Below are 18,336 nucleotides of genomic sequence, written 5' to 3'. Positions count from 1 at the left end.
GGGCACCTTTGGCGGTTCCACGTCTCTCCGTGAGCGCTATTGTCGTGAGACGAAAAGGCGACAGGAAGCGCGGCAAAAAAGGGCGCCGTACCTCTCGGAGCCCTTTTTCAAGTTCAGTTTGGAACCGGCGACCTACCAGCCTTGCCGGCCATACCAGTCATCGATGTCGCGCTGAGCGCGGTCCTTCTCAATGCCGTAGCGCTCCTGAATCTTGCCTTCCAACTGATCGCGGTTACCGGCAATACGGTCCAGATCATCGTCTGTGAGTTTGCCCCACTGTTCCTTGACCTTGCCCTTTACCTGCTTCCAATTGCCTTCGACACGGTTCCAGTCCATGGCACCTATCCTTGTTTGTTTCGGACTGAGAAAAACGCCGTAACGCTACCGGAGTTCCCGTCAAGTTTGAGCAGATCGACCGATCGAAGCGTGGCGAGGTAGGCGGCCCCGAAGCAACCCGCTCTGGAACGCGATGATGGCTTGCCGCGCCGGCTGTGTTCTCCACAGTCTTGGCCACAGTCGCTCGCGAGACCAGCTTCGTTGGACAAACAGCGACAGGGACAGCGTGAAGCCAACTATGCTGCGTTGGTCATCCAAGCCTGGCGTCAGATACTAATTCTTGCTGTTGGGAGCCATGTTCCCTGCGGCTTTTGCCCTGAAGCGCCTTACCCGGCTGCGTGTGCCGCAGCTCTCATCCGAGCACCACCGCCTGCGCCCGCCACGCGAGGTGTCAATGAAAAGCCAACCGCAGTTCGGCCCGGTGCACTCGCGCACGCGGCGGCGGTCATTCCTGGACACCAAAAACTCGGCTGTCTCAAAGGCCACGCGGTGGCCGATCGTGTTCAGACTGGCTGCGTCGGTCCACTGCCAAGCGAGGCGGTCGCCGGACGGGAAAAGCGAGCGCTTCGGCAGGGCTAGGGCGACTGCATCGCGCACGATTTGCAAGGCATCGTCCGGCACCCGGGCGCCTGCCGCCTCGGCGTGGAGAGCCGCGTAAACGGCCTCGCGCAAAATCTTGGCCTTTTCCAATGCCGCCTCCGCAAGGAGCGGGCGGGCGGAAGCCTCCGCGAGCAGTGCTCGCGCCTCATCGACGTCGATCAAATCGGCACGTCCAGCCCAGACGACCAGGTCGGCATAGGTCTGCAAGAGGTCTGGGCCCCATACATCGCGTCGCGCGCCGACCGTGTTGACGAAGTCCAGGCAGGCGTGACCGCCAACCATGCGCATGTCGACGATAGTCTTCGCAAAATCCATCCCGGAAACATCGGTTGGCGGAACCGTATTGGCAAGAGGCCGTTGTAACGAAATAAACGTCTTGTGGCCGTTACGACGAACCAACAACGCCCAGCGAAGGCTGCTTCCGATGAACCGCAACACAGCGACATTTTTGGTTTTATGTGTGATCTGGGGCACCACGTGGATCGGTATCAAGGCAGGGATCGCCACCGTGCCGCCTCTGATGTTCGCAGGCACGCGTTTTACAGTAGCCGGCTTGCTGATCCTCAGTGCGACGCGCCTAAGGGGCGCTGCTCTACCAGGGGTGGCGAAAAGGAGTTGGCCGCGCCTTTTCGTTGTTACGTTGTTTATGATTCCGCTTTGCTATGGCCCACTCTTTTGGGGCATGCTCTACATCGATACGGGCACCGCGGCTGTTCTTGAGCTTTCGCTGACCCCCGTCACGCTGCTTGGCTTTGCGTTGCTTCTGGGGGACGAACGCTATGACGGCCGCAGGCTCTTTGCGATTTTGCTCGGTGCGGCCGGTCTGTGCGTCCTGTTCGGGCCCGAAGCCTATGCTAGTTGGACACACGCAGACCAGCAGGGCAGGGGGCTCCGGCTGCTGGCGATGACAGCGGTGGCGTCGGCAGCTGTAATCTATGCATGGGGTTCGGTGCTCGCGCGGCCGCTTCTTGAGGTATATTCATCGGACTTCATCGCCGGCTTCACCACCCTTTTCGGGGGCGCATTCCTAATTCTCATCTCACTCGTTGTGGAGCCAGGCGCGGCCGCGGCTCTAAAAGGCGATTGGGGCTGGCCGGCCTGGGTCGGGTGGCTGTTCCTCGTGCTGTTTGGTTCGTTCATAGGCTACACACTCTTTATCCAGCTCCTGCACGAAATCGGCGCCTCGCGCGCCGGAGCATTTGCCTTCGTCTCACCCGTGATTGCCGTCGTGCTTGGCATCATCACCTACGGCGAGGAGGTTAGCCTGATCGACATCATCGGCATGGCTATCATGCTCTTCGCAGCGTTTCTTGCGCTACGCGAGCGCAAACAGGAAACATCATCCGCTTCCCCGCCGTTGATTCCACGCTCCGCGCGGGCCGATGGCAGAATATGAAAGACGGCGCGCGCATCCAGCCGCCAATCAGCCTTGAGATGGAAAAGCACAAGGTTCGCGTCTATGCGAAAAGAGGGCTTTCCCGGCAGCGTATCCCGCCTACCACCGGCGGCGAGGAAAGCTCCAGCTCATATGACAACACTAGTCGGCGAGGGATTTTGCCGAGTTGCTGTCAAGATTGCAGGCGGGATTTGATGGAAAAATCGCGAGGCTGCAATCAGCGACCTATTCGTTCCGATCGCGATGCAGGCTATCCGCCAACGCGTCGACAAAGTGTCAGCCGCATCGCTTCAGTTCCGCCACCTGAACGCCGAGACGGAATGCCTGACCATCGGCGTAAGAACGTGCATAGCTTTCTGCTTCGAACGGAAACGTCAGGGTGCTGCCGTAGGCGGTGACGCGGACCGTCCACTTCTTGTCGCGAACGAGTTCGACCGAATTGTCGGGCGACGTCATGATTTCCTCCGGCACCAGCAAGGCGAAGGCACGGATAGCGTCGCAAAGGTTGTTTGAATGCAAACAATCCGACACGCTCATGTCGCTTGTTCTATACGCCTCGACCTTCTCTCGATTAGCGTAGCGCCACGGCTGCAATGTTGGTGGCGCTAAGTCCCCTAGCTGCCAAGACCTTTCCCATCGCGTCGGTCCCCTTGCGGCGTCACGCAGCGACCTTTCTGAACCCAATCGCCGAGATCGTCAGCCCGCAGTGTCATCGAGAGAATAGCCGGCAAGCCGCACGGTGCGAATGGCAACTCTGCGACGACTGCTTCAACAACTTTCGCGACTGGCTCATGTGAACGTCGACCACCTGGGCGCTCACACTGGCTTTCTGCGACCAGCCAGCTGCGATGAATTCATCTGATCACCTTTCAGGATTCTCGAGCCATGTGGCGCAGCAACTTGAACTCGATCGGACCAAGAGGAATTTTCCCCGGTGCTGCAAACACGGTGGTATCGAGCTCCATCTCGACGTCGCGATATGTCAGTGGTCTGCGCTTCTGCGCCAATTTCGTGACGGTAGCCCAATCGCGAGCCTTCGCAGGTGGTCGAGGAGCTATTGCGGCGCAAATGGTCTGATGAAGCGTTCGTCGACCCGGGCTGCAACAGCCTGTGCTGACCTTCAGCGCCTGGGGATATCAAGGCGACACAGGGCAGGGAATTGGTCCGGGCATCCCGCTTCAGCCGGCCGCTCCCGTCGCCAGCTCATTGTCTGGCCGACAGTCCAGCACAATTCCCACGCACCGGCCTTTTCGCGGCAAGACCTAGCGCATCATCGATCGAGCGGGCCAGCTTGCTGCCGAAACCATCCACCTGCAGAATGTGGCCTCGGAGCAGGTAGAACTCCGCATCCTGCGAGGGAGATGCACCGGCCGCGGCTCCGTCGAACTCAGCGAGGGAAACGGAAGTCAGCTCTTCGCAGTTCAACTTCGAGAGCAGACGTTCCTGGATTGGCCTTGGCACATTTGTGAACGGTCGATTCCAATGGCTGTCAAAGAGTACGGCGCGATATTGAGGCGCCAGCGAACCAGCTCGAAACCGGTCGAGCTAGTATCCGGGCCGGGTCAATCCGAGACAATTTCGTAGTGAAGAAGCTGGGCTTCGTCGAGGGCCGACTTCACTCCAGGCGAGATGACGCCGGAGCCGAAGAGGATAATATCTTCACGGCGTACGAATACTTCGTGGCCGAGTCCCATGGACACAAATGTGCCCGAAGAGCTTCGTTCGAGAAGCCGAGCTCTGCCATTCAATATGGTGAAGGCGGCGTGGCGCCTCGATACCCAGGGCCGCTCGACGATGATATCGCATTCCGCCGATCTGCCGATTGTCACGGATTCGCCGTTTCGACAGGATCGCAGCTGATCTCTGTAGCGGATGACCAGATGAATCTGCCGCGGCAGGACCGAGCGTCTATCTGTAGTGGCGCCATGGCTGGTGATCTGCGTACCGGGGGCCCCATCGTCGCTCCACAGCGTGTAGACATCGAAGAACTCTTGCTTCCCCTTCAAGGCCATTTTGTCGAGGAGCCGCAGGCCCTTGCGGCTTCTCGGGGAAAGGGCTTCGCAGAAGCTCTGGCTGATCAGCACCTCTCCGGGGTTCGCCGTGGTGGACAACCTTGCGGTGACATTGACAACGTCACCGAATATCGCGCCCCGCGCGCGAATGACCGCCCCGAAATGCAATCCGATACGGGCGCTCAACGGCCCTTTAGTCAGTTGATGGGTAATTTGGCAGACGGCCCTCAGCGCCATTTCCGGGCTCTCGAAGAGGCTGAGTATGTCATCGCCCTTCGAGTAAATGAAATCACCACCGTGCTTGGCGACGATCTCGCGCATCGTGTCCAGGCAATCCGAGACCTGCTGTAGAGCGGCATCGTCTCCGATCCGCTCATAGAGTGGCGTGCTGCCCACGACATCAGCTAAGAGGACTGCGGCAAGAAGCGTTTCCTGGTCCATCGATCTCGTGTCCGACCCAAAAAGTCAGCGTGCGTGTATAACACACGAGGTTGCCTGCGACATATCTGCTCGTGCGCCAGGGGCCGGGGCGATGCCTCAGGTGATCGTCGCGGACGGACGGGCGTATGCCATTCGTCGGCTTCGTGCCGACATCCAGAACCCTCTTCGCCCCAATCGTTCGCGACTTCGGTGCTATGAGTGGACTTGGTCTTTTAGGCTGACCGAGTTGCAACGGGCGACGGCCTTCTCATGCACCATCAACCACGACCCGATCTCGGCCCTCCGACTTCGCACGGAATAGTGCCAGATCGGCGGCTTTGACGAGATCATTCGGGCTCTCGTTCGTATTTGGGACCGGTGGCGACGCCAACGCTGTGCTTTGCGATAAGATCACGGATCCATTGATCAGATTTCAGGTATATTCTCTTTGAAAATCACCTGAAGTCGTGGTTGATGCGGTTCATAGTTCAAGTGCCTGACAGAGTGGCTTAAAATATTGAGCGCTTCCCGCGCCTCGACGCGCGGATTTTGATCTATGACCGCATCGAGCGTCCCATCCAACAAAAGTTCCTTGGTGCCGTCTGTCACCTCGTGGCCGAGAAAGAGAATGTCTTTGGCGCGTCCACGCTCCTTGAGCGCCCGAGCGATGCCGGTGTTGCCGGCGCCGACATTGTAGATCGCGGCAAGATCGGGGTGCCGGTCCAGAAGCGCTGATGCTTCCGAATAAGCCTTCTCTCGGTCATCCAGCATTTCGCGCATCTCGACGATCTTGAGATTGGGCGACTCCTCGGTCAAGATGTGCCGGAATCCCATCTCGCGTTCCTCATGGCCGCGATAGGACAGCGAGCCGGCGAACAGCGCCACCTTGCTTGGGCGTTCCGATCCCATGAAGCGGTTGAGCAGATAGCCGGCCAGCCGCCCCGCGGCGCGGTTGTCGATGCCGATATAGGCCACTCTCGGAACATGCAGGATGTCGGAGGCGATGGTCACCACCTTGACGTCATTGGCCGACAGCGAGCGGATCGCCTCGCGCACCGTTGGATGATCGAGCGCGATCACGCCGACGCCTTGTGTCTGTCCACGCAATTCTTGCAGCAGGCGGGCGAGCCGGTCGGGGTTGAAGCCCTCTATGGTGGCGATGTGGACGTCGAGATCGGGGCGCGCTAGGGCCTGCGCCTCGATGTGTCGATGCAGCATCTTGATGAAGGAATTGGTGCCGGCCGGCAGAGCGAAGTCGAGACGGATGACCTCTCCAGGTGAGGGCCTGGGCGGCGCTCCGTTCGGGCCCTCCGCGATGTAGCCGAGGCGCTGCGCCATTTCGAGCACTATCTCACGCGTGCGCGCCCGCACACCGGGCCTGTTGTTCAGCACGCGGTCGACGGTGGCGGCGGAAACGCCGGCTTCCCGGGCTATGTCAGTCAAGGTGGAACGCACCGTCTTCATCTCCTCAATGCATAAGATCGCACAATGCCGCTAGCCCGTCCGACGGCCACAGCTGCCAGCCATCAGCGATTCTGATGGGAAATGATGTATCCAGCCTAAGCCGATGCGCAAGGAAGTTGGGCTAAATCGCGTCGCCCGGCGTGATAGTCGCGTGCCAGAAAGGCAGATTTCCCATCAAATCGAGGCATTGAGCCGGTGTGTCGACCTTTGCATGACGTATTTTCTCCGCAGTTGCGGTGTTACGATGTATTTTGAGTATTTATGATGTTGACAGCCTTCCGGTGCTGCCGTCAATATCCCTCAATGGGCTCGTGGAGGAAACATCGGGCCTGAGGGAGGAATTCCAATGTCTGATTTGATCCGCATATCGCGACGCGGCTTGTTGGCGTCCGGAGGAAAGGCGGCGGCGTTCGTGGCTGCGGCCGGTATCGCACCGCAATTCATCCGTCCCGGCCGTGCCGTTGCGGCCGACGCGCTGGCGCCAGGCATGGTAGGCGGCCCCACCGGTTTCGAGGGCGCCGAGCGCTATCAATATGGCGCCGACACGCCGGAAGGCCGTGCCGTTGAGGCGGCCAAGGCCTTGAAGGGAGCAGGCAAGGCGCCGGCCAAGATCGTGCTTGGCCTGTCGGATGGCTCGATTGGTCAACTCACACAGCCTTTCCCGGCGGGTGCGCCGTCGATCAAGGAGCTGTGGGAAAAGGAAACCGGCATCCAGATCGAGATCGTCGGCCTGCCGAACGGCCAGGAATTCACGAAGACGATGCAGGACATCTCCACCAAGGGTGGGGCCTATGACATCTACTCGACGGAATGGAACCGCCTCGGCGACCTTGCCGAGACCGGCGGCATCGCCAAGCTCGACGACTTCGTCGCCCAGTACAAGCCCGAATGGGACGATCCCAAGACCGGCTATGTCGACGGCGCCAAGGGCGTGTCGCTGCTCAACAAATATCGCGGGTCCAACTATGGCGTGTCGCTGGACGGCGACTTCCAGACCTGGGTCTACCGCACCGACCTGTTCGGCGACGCCGCCGAGCAGAAGGCGTTCAAGGACAAATTCGGCTACGATCTGGCGCCGCCGAAGACCTGGAAGCAGCACAGTGACATCGCGGGCTTCTTCCAGCGGCCCGACAAGGGCCTGTTCGGCTCCACCGACCTGCGCAACCAGGGTTGGGGCTACACCAACTGGTATCAGCGCTATGTCTCGATGGCATCGCCCAACCAGTTCCTGTTCGGCGACGACGGCAAGCCGCTGATCAATTCCGAGCACGGCATTGCCGCCACCAACGAATATGTCGGCTCGCTCGTTCATCACTCGCCGGACGCGATCTCCTGGGGCTGGCCGGAGCAGTATGGAAATTTCGCCAAGGGCGGCGCGGCGATGACCTGCGCCTTCTCGAACCTGCCGAAATTCCTCGACAATGCCGGCAACAAGGATTCCGCCGTCACCGGCAAGATCGGCTCGATGCTGCCGCCCGGCCGCGAAGTCGACGGCAAGCTGATCAGCCGTTCCGTGCTGTGGTTCTCGCTGACCGGCATGGTCTCGTCTCAGTCGAAAAACCAGGAGGTCGCCTACCTTTTGCTGCAGTGGCTGGGCTCCGCCCGCATATATGCCTGGATGAGCGCCAATCCGGGCGGCTATCTCGATCCGTTCCGGCTCTCGGATTTCTCCGATCCGCTGGTGCGCCAGACCTACCACGCCTACCACATCGACGTGGTGCGCGAGACCGTCGCCCGCACGGTGCCGACGATCAACTATCCCGGCGCCACCGCCTTCCACAACGCATTGGACGAAAATCTGATGGCGTCGCTGACCAAGGCCAAGACAGCGGAACAGGCGATGGCCGACACGGAAGCGGAGTGGAAGAAGATCGCCCGCCGCATCGGCGAGGACAAATTGCTCGAAGCCATCAGGACGAACAAGGAGGCCTGGCCGACGGTTCTCGACCCGATCAGCTGATCCGTCTCCCTGGATCAGCGCTGGAGGGGAGGAGCATCTGTTCCTCCCCGCCGCAGTCAACGCCACCAGCAAAGCAGCCAGATGAAGCGTTCCGTCCCCTTCGAGATATTCCGCTACGCCGCGATCTTCGCGGCGATGGCGGTGACGCTGGTACCGATCCTGTGGATGGTGTCGATGGCCTTCAAGCCGATCACCGAATGGTCGGCGACCGGCGCCGACCTGACATGGTGGCCGAAGAACCCGACGCTCGGCAATTTCCAGTTCGTCTTCGGCGAGTCCAACAACAATCTGATCGTGGCGCTCGACCGCACCGCGCTGAAGCCGATCCTGTCGTCGCTGCTGTCTTCGGTGTTCGGCACGGCGATCGCAATGTCGGCGGGCACGGCTGCGGCCTACGGGCTGTCGCGTTTCGGCTCCGGCCAGAACCTGCCGCTGGCGCTGATCCAGCTCAGGCTGTTTCCGCCAATGGCGGTGATGATCCCGGTCATGATCATGTGGGCCTTCCTGAACTTCACCGACAGCTGGTTTGGCCTGGCCCTGATCTACGGCATCGTCACCCTGCCATTCGCTTTCTGGCTCATGAAGACCTTCTTCGACGACATGCCGCGCGAGATCGAGGAAGCGGCGCTTGTCGAAGGTTGTTCGCGGCTGCGCGTCTTCACCCGCATCACGCTGCCGATGATGCGCGCACCGCTGGCCAGCGCCGCCCTCTTCGTCTTCATCCTCAACTGGTCGGACTATCTGATCGCGCTGCTCCTGACGACGCGCGAATGGGTGACGATCCCCATCTACATGGCCTCGCTGTCCTCCTCGATGACCGGTCAACTCTATGGCGCCAAGGCCGCGCTCGGTCTTATCGCCGCGGTGCCGCCGGTCATCATGGGCATTGCCATCCAGCGCCATCTGGTGCGCGGGCTGACGTTCGGCGCGCTCAAGCAATGAGCGCGGTGACCGTGACTGTCTCGAAGGACGCAAAGGCCGCGCTTGGCAAGCCCGCGCTGCGGGACGAGGGAGCGCGGCTGGGATTCCGGCTGACGCTGCCGGCGCAGATCCTGGTGCTCTTCATCTCCGTCTTCCCGCTGCTGATGCAGCTCTACATCAGCGTCACCGACTGGTCGCCGCTCTCCGGCCTCGGCTGGTGGAACGCATGGGAGATGTGGAACAGCTTCGCCAACTACACCGACCTTGCCGCCGATGCGCGCTTCTGGAGCGCGCTGAGGCGCACGGCCATCGTCATGGTCGTGTGCGTGCCCGTCGAATTCCTGCTTGGCCTGGCATTGGCGACGCTGTTCGCGGACGATTTTCCGGGCAAGCGGATCTTCTATTCGATCCTGCTGATGCCGATGATGGTGGTTCCAGCGGTGGCCGGCTACATGTTCTTCATGCTATTCCAGTCGGGCGGACCGCTGAACGACATCCTGTCGGCACTCAGCGGGTCACGCGTCACCATCGCCTGGCTGTCGGACCCGACGCTGGCGCTGATCGCGGTGATCATCGCCGACATCTGGCAATGGACGCCGCTGATGTTCCTGATCCTGCTTGCCGGCCTGGTCGGCGTGCCGCAGGACCAGATCAAGGCGGCGACCCTGCTCGGCGCCAATGCGTGGCAGCGCTTCGTCACCATCGTGCTGCCGAAGATGAAGACGATCATCATCATCGCGCTGGCGATCCGTGTCATCGAGAACTTCAAGATCTTCGACACGCTCTACATCATGACCGGCGGCGGCCCCGGCGTCGCCACGGAGACGATCTCCGTCTACATCTACAAGGTCACGACGCAGGACCTGATCTGGGGCTATGTGGCGGCGATCGCGCTGGCCATCCTGGTCGTGCTTTCGATCGTTGCGGTATTGGCCATGAAGCGCATGGCGCGCGCAAGGCTGGTGCCGGCATGAGCGCGATCCAGCTGCGCAACCTGGTCAAGACCTTTGGCGAGTTCACGGCGCTGAAGACCATGGACCTCGACATCGCCGATGGCGAGTTCATGGCGCTGCTCGGGCCTTCGGGCTGCGGCAAGTCGACAACGATGAACATGATAGCCGGCATGGAGGAGCCGACCAGCGGCAAGATCCTGTTCGGCGAGCGCGACATGGCCGGCGTGCCGATGGGCCGGCGCGGCGTCGGCTTCGTTTTCCAGAACTATGCCATCTTCACCCACATGACGGTGCGCCAGAACCTTGGCTACGGGCCGCGGATGCGTGGTGCGGCGAAAGCTGAGATCGACCGCCGCGTCGGCGCCACCGCCGAGCTGCTGCAGTTGACGCCGCTGCTCGACCGCAAGGCCGACCGGCTCTCGGTAAACATCCTGCAGCGGGTGGCAATCGGACGCTCGGCGATCATGGAGCCGGCCATCTTCCTGCTCGACGAGCCGCTGTCCAATGTCGACGCCGCCTTCCGGGCGGTAATGCGGACCGAGCTCAAGCAGCTGCAGCGCCAGTTCAGGCAGACGATGGTCTACGTCACCCATGACCAGCTCGAGGCCATGACCATGGCCGACCGCATTGCCGTCATGGATCAGGGCGTGCTGCAGCAGGTGGGAACGCCGCTGGAAGTCTACAACAATCCAGCCAATGTCTTCGTCGCCCGCTTCATCGGCGCTCCGGGCATGAACCTGCTGAAGGGAAGGCCGGCGGAGAGCGACCGGGGCCTGGTGGTCGATCTCGGGCAGCTGGGGGTCACGCCGACGCTGCCGGATGCGCTGGCCGCCACCTTGCGTGGATCGCGCTCTGAGGTGCTTTACGGCTTCCGGCCCGAACAGGTGTCGCTGGTGCAGAGCGGGCAGGGCCTCGCCATGCCGGTGAGCTTCGTCGAGCGGATCGGCGCGAGGACCATCGTCCATCTCGGCGATGGCGAGACCGCCGTGAAGGCGGTGTTCGACAATAATGTCGGACTGTCGATCGGCGAGCTTGCCGTCGTCGCCCCCGTGGCATCGTCCGTGCGTGTCTTCGATGCCCGCAGCGGCATTGCGATGAAGGCAGGTTGACATGGCCGATATCGTCTTTCGCAATGTCAGCAAGCGTTACGGCACGACGCTCGCCGTCGACGACGCCTCGTTCACCGTCAATGACAACGAATTCTTCTGCTTTTTCGGGCCGCCGCTGTCGGGCAAATCGACAATCCTGCGCCTGGTGCTCGGGCTGGAGACGCCTGACGCCGGAGAGATCCTGATCGGCGGCAAACCGGTCAACACCGTCTCGCCGGCCGAGCGCAATGTCGCCATGGTGTTCCAGAACCTGGCGCTGTTCCCCCATATGAGCGCGCGCGACAATGTGCGTTTCCCGCTGGTCGAGCGCAAGGTCGCCGAGGCCCAGATCGAAAAGCGTGTCGCCGACGTCGCCGCCAAGCTGCATATCGGCCACATCCTTCACAAGCCGCCGGCGCAGCTTTCCGGTGGCGAGCGGCAGCGCGTGGCCATAGCCCGCGCCCTGGTGCGCGACCCGAACGCCTATCTGATGGACGACCCGATCTCTGCGCTCGATGCGCGGCTGCGCGAGGAAACGCGCGTCGAGCTCAAGCGCATCCAGCGCGAACTCGGCAAGACGCTGATCTACGTCACCCATGACCAGGAAGAGGCGATGTCGATCGCCGACCGCATCGCCATTCTGGAGAATGGCAGGATCCGGCAGATCGGCGCTCCGGCGGAGATCTACGACCGCCCGGCGAACACCTATGTGGCGCGACTGCTTGGTTCGCCGATGATGAACATCCTCAAATCCGTTCGCGGCGACGGTGGCATCGAGGCCGCAGAAGGCACGGTCAGCATCGCCGATCGCGCTGCTCCGGCCGACGCGATCGAAATCGGGCTCAGGCCGGAGGACATCCAGGTCCGGCCCTGGGTCGAAGGGGGCGTTGGCCGCCCGGCACGCGTGTTCGAGGTCGAGCCGCTTGGCGGCTACACGGTGGTAACGCTCGCCGCCGGAGAGGCGCGGCTGAAGGCGCTGCTGCGCGGCCAGCCCGACATCAGGCCGGATGCGGTGGTAGCGATTTCCTGCGAGCCGGCCCGGGTGCATTATTTCGGGCAGGACGGAGGCGCGTTGGCGAGATGATCGCGGCTGCGAAAACAGAATTTCGGGAGGAAGACATGGCGAGCGAAGGCTTCGAGCCGGACGTGAAGGTCCGCACCAGCGAATACCGGATCGGCTGCATCGGCGCCGGCATGATCATGGCCGAATGCCATCTTGCCGCCTATCGCGAAGCGGGGTTCAACGTGGTGGCGATCGCCTCGCGCACCCGTTCCAATGCGCAGAAGGTCGCCACGCGTTGGGACATCCCGACCGTGCACGACACGCCGGAACAGCTGATCGAGAATCAGCAGGTCGAAATCGTCGACCTTGCCTTTCCGCCCGATCTGCAGCCGGCGCTGATCCGCCATGCGCTGAAGCAGCCTCACATCAAGGCGATCCTGGCGCAGAAGCCGCTGGCGCTGTCGGTCGATGAAGCCGTGAAACTGCGCGACGAAGCCGCCAAGTCCGGCAAGATCCTCTCGGTCAACCAGAACATGCGCTACGACCAGTCGATGCGCGTCCTGAAGCAGATCATCGACAGCGGCGCGCTGGGCGACATCGTCTTTGCGCAGATCGACATGCATGCGATCCCGCACTGGCAGACCTTCCTTCAGGACTACGACCGGCTGACGCTCGCCAATATGAGCGTGCATCATCTCGACGTGCTGCGCTTCCTGTTCGGCGATCCCTCGGAAATCACCACGCTGACACGCAAGGACCCGCGCACTACATTCGAGCATAGCGACGGCATCACCGTCTCGACGCTGCGCTTTCCCTCCGGCATGCTTGCCGTGTCGCTGGAGGATGTCTGGTCCGGACCGCGCCAGGAGGGCTATCTGGACGACCAGCACATCAACTGGCGCGTCGACGGCACCAAGGGTGTCGCCAAAGGCACGATCGGCTGGCCGAAAGGCGTGGCCTCGACGCTGACCTATGCCTCGACCGAGACGACCGGCGGCCAATGGGTCAGCCCGAGCTGGGACACGATGTGGTTCCCGCACGCCTTCATCGGCGTCATGGAGCAATTGCAGCATGCGGTAAAGACAGGCGCGCCGCCGGCATTATCGGTGGCCGACAACGTCAAGACGATGGCACTGGTCGAGGCCGGCTATCGCTCGATCGACGAGGGCCGCACCGTCAAGCTTTCCGAAATCTCGATAAAATCAGCCAACTGAATCGCTTACAGGGAGGAATTCACATCATGATGCAGGCAGGTATTTTCACGGGCTATTTCCCGTACGGCCTCGAAGAGACGGCAAAGAAGATCCGCGGGCTCGGTTTCAACACGGTGCAGCTCGACCTGCATTTTAGGGATATCGATCTGTCGGCCGGGCAGATCACCCAGGACAAGGCCAAGCAGGTGCGCGACGTCTTCCGCGACAACAACCTGCCGATCTGCTGCGTGTCGGGCTACACCAACATCATCCATCCCGACAAGGCCGAGCGCGACAAGCGCGTCGGCTATCTCAAGGAGATCATCCGCAACGCCCGCGACTTCGGCTCGCCTTACGTGATCTCCGAAACCGGCACCTACAACACCGAATCCGACTGGGTCCATCATCCCAAGAACAAGACCGAGGAAGGATTCGAGGAATGCCGCAAGGTGATCGCCGAGCTTGCCCAGACGGCTTACGACCACGGCGCGGTGTTCCTGCTCGAAACCTATGTCAACAATGTCGTCGGCTCGGTCGAGGAGACGGTCAAAATGTTCGCGCAGGTCGACCATCCCGGCCTCGGCCTGCTGATGGATCCGACCAACTATTTCGAAACCCACAACATCGACAGGATGGACCAGATCCTGAACCAGGTGTTCGATACGCTGACCGACAAGATCAAGATCGCGCATGCCAAGGACGTCAAGCGTTCGGGCAGCGACAAGTCGGAAAAGCATGCCGACATCGGCGACGAGGATGCTATGGAGAGCCACACGTTCCGCGGCGTCGGCGAGATCGAGCTGCCGGCGCCCGGGCTGGGATCGCTGAATTACGATCTCTATCTGCAGCGGCTCAGTGAGAAGCACCCGAACATCCCCGTCATCATCGAGCATCTGACCGAGGACGACGTGCCGCGGGCGAAAACATTTCTCGACGGGAAGTTCCGCGCCAACGGCCTGTGAGTGCCGGTTGCGCCGCCGGCGCATGGCGGCGCAACTCCAACCAAGGGAGGAATGAATGTTGAAATTCGCATTGAAAGTGGCTGCCGCGGCAACGCTGGTAGCCGGGGTCTCCTTGAGCCTGCCGGCATTCGCGCAGGACGGCCAGAAGACCTTCTATCTGCTGTCGCATGGTGGCCCTTCGGACGCGTTCTGGATCGACTGGAATGCCGGCGCGACCAAGGCCTGTGACCAGCTCAAGGTGACCTGCAAGATCTCGTTCAGCGGCGGCGACATGGCGGCGCAGAAGGAGGCTTTCAACTCGGCGCTCGCCGCCAAGCCGGACGGCATCGCTACCACCTCGGCTCAGCCCGGCCTGTGGACGGAGGAGGTGAAGGCCGCCAAGGCCGCCGGCATACCGATCGTGTTCTTCAACACCGATGATCCGGCGACCGGGCGGCAGGCCTATGTCGGGGCCGACCTCAGGGAAGCGGGCGTCATCTGGGCCAAGTATCTCGTCGACCACAAGATGGTGAAGCAGGGCGACAAGGTGTTCCTGCCGGTCGAAGTGCCGGGCGCCAGCTACCAGCAGCTCGAGACCGAGGGCATCGCCAGCGTCTTCGATCCGCTCGGCATCAAGTACGACGTGGTCGATTGCGGCACCGACCCGGCCGGCATCATCGCCAAGATGACCGACTACATGGTCGCCAACAATCCGCCGGCAATCATTGCACTCGGCGATTCCGTGGCAGCAAGCATCAAACGCGTCTTCGACGGGGCCGGTGTGTCGGCCGGCAAGGTCCCGGTCGTCGGCTGGGGCAACTCAAAGGAGACGGCCGAGGCGGTCAAGTCCGGCTTAGTCAATGCTGCGGCCTGGCAGTACCCGTCGGCGCAGGGCTTCATGCCGGTGGCGCTGCTCGGGCTTGCGGCCTCTGGCGAGCCGATCGGCTACGACATTCACACATTCAGCCTCTACGACGCCTCGAGCGTCGAGCCGATCCTGAAACTCTACAACAAGTGACGACAATCAGCGCCCGCCCCGAAATGGCGGGCGCCGGACGAAACGCATGGTCCTGACAGATATGGCAATCACAGCAGACGACGACACGCAGCGAGCGAAGGGCAGGTCTGCGCTGCTGCGTTCGCCGCAATTCTCCTCGCTCATCATCCTCATCGTGCTGCTCGTGGTATTCGCCATCGCCGACGGCAACTTCCTGTCGCCGCTCAACATATCCAACATGATGGCGTTCCTGCCCGAGCTCGGCATCATCGCTCTCGGCATGACGCTGCTGCTGACGGCGGGCGAGTTCGATCTGTCGGTCGGCGCCGTGTTCGGCCTTGCGCCCGTCGTGGTGATGCTGCTGGTGCAGAATGGCGGTATCGACATCGGCGTCGCCCTCCTGGCCGGGCTTGTGCTGTGCATCGCGATCGGCGCCATCAACGGGCTGATCGTCACCAAGATCGGCATTTCCTCCTTCCTGGTCACGCTGTCGATGCTGCTCGTCGTGCGCGGCGCGGCGCTCTACATCACGCAGGGATTCCCCCTGAAGTCGTGGGACCAGCCCGGCTTCTTCGTCACGCTGCTTGCCGGCAGCTTCAATGTAGGCTCGTTCCGGTTCTACACCTCGCTCTGGTGGTTCATCGGCCTGTCGCTGCTGGCGATTTACATCCTGCGCTACGCCAAGCTCGGCAACTGGATCAGCGCCATCGGCAGCAACCGCAACGCAGCGGTGGCGCGCGGCGTGCCGGCCGACGCGGTCAAGATCTGGCTGTTCATCCTGACCTCGGTGGTGGCCGGGCTGGCCGGCATGATCAGCGCGTTCCGGATTTCGGCCGCCTCGCCGGTGGCCGGCACCGGCTACGAACTCGAAGTGATCGCCATGGTGGTGGTCGGCGGCACGGCGCTCACCGGCGGGCGCGGCACCATCCTCGGCACCATCGTCGGCGCCCTGATGCTGCGCGCCATCCGCAACGGCATCGTGCTGATCGGTGTGCCGGGCTTGGCATACAACATCTTCGTCGGCGTCATCATCCTCGCCATGCTCATCCTGCACGCTTTGCTGCAGAAGAACGCCGCAAGGAGCTGAGGATGGAAGTGCTGCGTCTGCAAGACCTGCAAAAGTCCTTCGGCAACGTGCGTGCGCTGAAGAACGCCTCGTTCACCCTCAACGAAGGCGAGGTGGTTGCCCTGCTTGGCGACAATGGCGCCGGCAAGTCGACGCTGATCAAAGCGATCTCCGGCGTCTTCCCGGCCGACCACGGCGACATCTTCGTGCGCGGCGAGAAGGCGTCGATCCGCTCGACGCGCGACGCGATGGACCTCGGCATCGAGACTATCCATCAGGACACATCGCTCGCGCCGGACCTCAGCATCGCGCGCAATCTTTTCTTGGGTCGGGAGCCGGTCAATTTCGGCTGGCTCGGCGTGTTCGCGCCCCTCGACCTCGCCAAGCTTCGCAACGCCGCCTCGGCGCTGCTGAAGCGGGTCGGCATTTCGAAAAAGCTCGATGCCGATGCACTGGTTAGCACGCTCTCGGGCGGTGAGCGGCAATCGATCGCGATCTCGCGCGCCATGCAGTTCGCCGCCAAGGTGATCATACTCGACGAGCCGACCAACAATCTTGGAGTCGAGGAAACCCACGGCGTGCTGCGCTTCGTCAAGGAGGTGCGCGACGCCGGCCACTCGGTGCTGCTCATCACCCACAACATCCACCACGTGTTCCAGGTCGCCGACCGCATCATCGTCATGCGCCGCGGCGAAATCGTCGCGGAACAGACGGTCGCCGACACCGACCTGTTGACGGTGGAAAGCATCATCACCGGCGCCGACATGTCGGCCTTGCTCAAGGAGGCGAGGGCAAAGTGAAGGACGTCGCATGGTAGAGCTTTACGGCAAGACGCTGTCGCGAAGGCAGGTGGCCGAGCGGTCCGGCATGCTGTCGCAGTTTGCCGGCGTGCGGCTGATGACGCTCGGCGACGGCGTGGAGCGCGGCATCCGGATGCTCGAGTTCCGCACCGGCTCCGGCCTGCGCTTCACGGCGCTGGTCGACCGGGCGCTCGATATCGCCGATTGCGACTTCCGGGGCCAGGCGATCGGCTGGCATTCGCCGAGTGGCTTTCGCCACCCCGGACTGCACGAGCATGAAGGGGAGGACGGTTTCGCCTTTGGCCGGTCGTTCTCGGGGCTGCTCGTCACCTGCGGCCTCGATCATATACTGGGCCGGCAAGACGTGCCGGCCCAAAGCTACAATTATCCCGGGCGCAAGCGGGTGTTGCACTCGCTGCATGGCCGCATCGGCACCGTGCCGGCGCGGCTGACCGGCTACGGCGAGGCCTGGGACGGCGACCGTTGCGTGCTGTGGGCGGAAGGCATCGTCCAGCAGGCAACCGTGTTCGGCGAGGATCTCCATTTGCTGCGCCGCATCGAGGCCGATGTCGGCGGAAGCGAGATCCGGCTGTCGGACCGCGTCGTCAATCATGGTTTCAGCCGCACGCCGCACATGTATTTCTATCACGTCAATGTCAGCCATCCCTTGCTCGACGAGGGTTCGCGCTACCTGGCGCCAATCCGGGATGTCGTCTGGGCGGCGCACGCCGGCGATCGTTACGAGGCGCAGAAGGTCGGCTACCGAACCGTGCCGGCGCCGCAGCTGGGATTCAGCGAGCAGGTCTGGGAGCACGAGCTTGGCGCCGATGCGGCGGGCGAGGTGCCGGTGGCCGTCGTCAATGACCACCTGGGCCTCGGCTTCGAGGTCGTTACCCGCAAGGATCAGCTGCCCTGCACGTATCAGTGGCAGAACTTCCAGGCCGGCCTATATGCGTTGGGAATCGAACCCTCGACGCATCATGTTCTGGGCAATCTCGCCGCGCGGGAACGGGGCGAGATGATCTGGCTGGACCATGGCGAAAGCCGCTCCTATGACGCCGTGTTCCGGGTGCTCGACGGTGCCGGCCAGATCGCCCAAGCGGAAGCGAGGATAGCTTCGATCGCCCGGCAGCCGCAACAGGATTACCCTGTGCCGTCGGGCGCTTTTGCGAGACTGCAGGTGTGA

17 protein-coding genes are annotated in these 18,336 nt (G+C 62.3%); 12 read left to right on the top strand and 5 right to left on the bottom strand.

Annotated elements, in window-relative coordinates; all coding sequences use genetic code 11:
• Nucleotides 1–132 precede the first annotated feature (132 nt).
• Nucleotides 133–336, bottom strand: coding sequence for a CsbD family protein (locus NKJ58_RS04050; RefSeq protein ID WP_023682266.1), 204 nt, complete (start codon nt 334–336; stop codon nt 133–135).
• A 273-nt stretch (nt 337–609) separates the two neighbouring features.
• Entirely contained in the window at nt 610–1,374 is a 765-nt protein-coding gene (locus NKJ58_RS04045) for a CGNR zinc finger domain-containing protein (protein ID WP_352852790.1), read from the bottom strand.
• On the opposite strand from NKJ58_RS04045, the gene NKJ58_RS04040 reads away from it, so the two are divergent.
• Complete coding sequence (locus NKJ58_RS04040; RefSeq protein WP_023682264.1) at nt 1,361–2,332, top strand: DMT family transporter; 972 nt, start codon at nt 1,361–1,363, stop codon at nt 2,330–2,332. The two genes, NKJ58_RS04045 and NKJ58_RS04040, sit on opposite strands and share 14 nt — an antisense overlap.
• Nucleotides 2,333–2,608: 276 nt before the next feature.
• Here NKJ58_RS04040 and NKJ58_RS04035 read toward each other — a convergent pair whose 3' ends face one another.
• From NKJ58_RS04035 to NKJ58_RS04025, 3 genes are all read right to left on the bottom strand, one after another.
• Nucleotides 2,609–2,869, bottom strand: a complete 261-nt coding sequence (locus NKJ58_RS04035) for a hypothetical protein (protein WP_023682263.1) — start codon at nt 2,867–2,869, stop codon at nt 2,609–2,611.
• A gap of 1,025 nt (nt 2,870–3,894) precedes the next feature.
• Complete coding sequence (locus tag NKJ58_RS04030; protein ID WP_023715432.1) at nt 3,895–4,785, bottom strand: adenylate/guanylate cyclase domain-containing protein; 891 nt, start codon at nt 4,783–4,785, stop codon at nt 3,895–3,897.
• A 405-nt stretch (nt 4,786–5,190) separates the two neighbouring features.
• On the bottom strand, nt 5,191–6,219 hold the full coding sequence (locus NKJ58_RS04025; RefSeq protein ID WP_023669472.1) for a LacI family DNA-binding transcriptional regulator: 1,029 nt from the start codon (nt 6,217–6,219) through the stop codon (nt 5,191–5,193).
• Nucleotides 6,220–6,574: 355 nt separating this feature from the next.
• Here NKJ58_RS04025 and NKJ58_RS04020 point away from each other — a divergent pair, with 355 nt between their 5' ends.
• From NKJ58_RS04020 to NKJ58_RS03970, 11 genes are all read left to right on the top strand, one after another.
• On the top strand, nt 6,575–8,188 hold the full coding sequence (locus tag NKJ58_RS04020; RefSeq protein ID WP_023682259.1) for an extracellular solute-binding protein: 1,614 nt from the start codon (nt 6,575–6,577) through the stop codon (nt 8,186–8,188).
• Between the two features lie 81 nt (nt 8,189–8,269).
• Complete coding sequence (locus tag NKJ58_RS04015; protein ID WP_023715433.1) at nt 8,270–9,130, top strand: carbohydrate ABC transporter permease; 861 nt, start codon at nt 8,270–8,272, stop codon at nt 9,128–9,130.
• Nucleotides 9,127–10,083 carry a carbohydrate ABC transporter permease gene (locus NKJ58_RS04010; protein ID WP_023752938.1) on the top strand — a complete coding sequence of 319 codons (957 nt, stop codon included), beginning with the start codon at nt 9,127–9,129 and terminating at the stop codon, nt 10,081–10,083. The genes NKJ58_RS04015 and NKJ58_RS04010 overlap by 4 nt, the downstream gene beginning before the upstream one ends.
• Nucleotides 10,080–11,171 (top strand): ABC transporter ATP-binding protein, encoded by a 1,092-nt coding sequence (locus NKJ58_RS04005; protein WP_023715434.1) that lies wholly within the window; start codon nt 10,080–10,082, stop codon nt 11,169–11,171. Before NKJ58_RS04010 ends, NKJ58_RS04005 begins: the two co-directional genes overlap by 4 nt.
• A 1-nt stretch (nt 11,172) precedes the next feature.
• Entirely contained in the window at nt 11,173–12,234 is a 1,062-nt protein-coding gene (locus NKJ58_RS04000; protein ID WP_023715435.1) for an ABC transporter ATP-binding protein, read from the top strand.
• 35 nt (nt 12,235–12,269) lie between these two features.
• The gene (locus tag NKJ58_RS03995; RefSeq protein WP_352518864.1) at nt 12,270–13,367 is read left to right on the top strand and encodes a Gfo/Idh/MocA family protein; all 1,098 of its coding nucleotides are present in this window, start codon (nt 12,270–12,272) and stop codon (nt 13,365–13,367) included.
• A gap of 26 nt (nt 13,368–13,393) precedes the next feature.
• Nucleotides 13,394–14,308 carry a sugar phosphate isomerase/epimerase family protein gene (locus tag NKJ58_RS03990; RefSeq protein WP_352518863.1) on the top strand — a complete coding sequence of 305 codons (915 nt, stop codon included), beginning with the start codon at nt 13,394–13,396 and terminating at the stop codon, nt 14,306–14,308.
• Nucleotides 14,309–14,363: 55 nt separating this feature from the next.
• Entirely contained in the window at nt 14,364–15,305 is a 942-nt protein-coding gene (locus NKJ58_RS03985) for a sugar ABC transporter substrate-binding protein (RefSeq protein ID WP_023715436.1), read from the top strand.
• Nucleotides 15,306–15,366: 61 nt separating this feature from the next.
• Entirely contained in the window at nt 15,367–16,371 is a 1,005-nt protein-coding gene (locus tag NKJ58_RS03980) for an ABC transporter permease (RefSeq protein ID WP_050586906.1), read from the top strand.
• Nucleotides 16,368–17,150 (top strand): ATP-binding cassette domain-containing protein, encoded by a 783-nt coding sequence (locus NKJ58_RS03975; protein WP_196814833.1) that lies wholly within the window; start codon nt 16,368–16,370, stop codon nt 17,148–17,150. Before NKJ58_RS03980 ends, NKJ58_RS03975 begins: the two co-directional genes overlap by 4 nt.
• A 10-nt stretch (nt 17,151–17,160) precedes the next feature.
• Entirely contained in the window at nt 17,161–18,336 is a 1,176-nt protein-coding gene (locus NKJ58_RS03970) for an aldose 1-epimerase family protein (RefSeq protein ID WP_352518862.1), read from the top strand.

The sequence above is a fragment of the Mesorhizobium sp. M0139 genome (assembly GCF_040322455.1).
In the GTDB taxonomy this organism is placed as follows: domain Bacteria; phylum Pseudomonadota; class Alphaproteobacteria; order Rhizobiales; family Rhizobiaceae; genus Mesorhizobium.
Note: the sequence above shows the minus strand (reverse complement) of the source record. Positions and strands in the feature narration are given on the sequence as shown.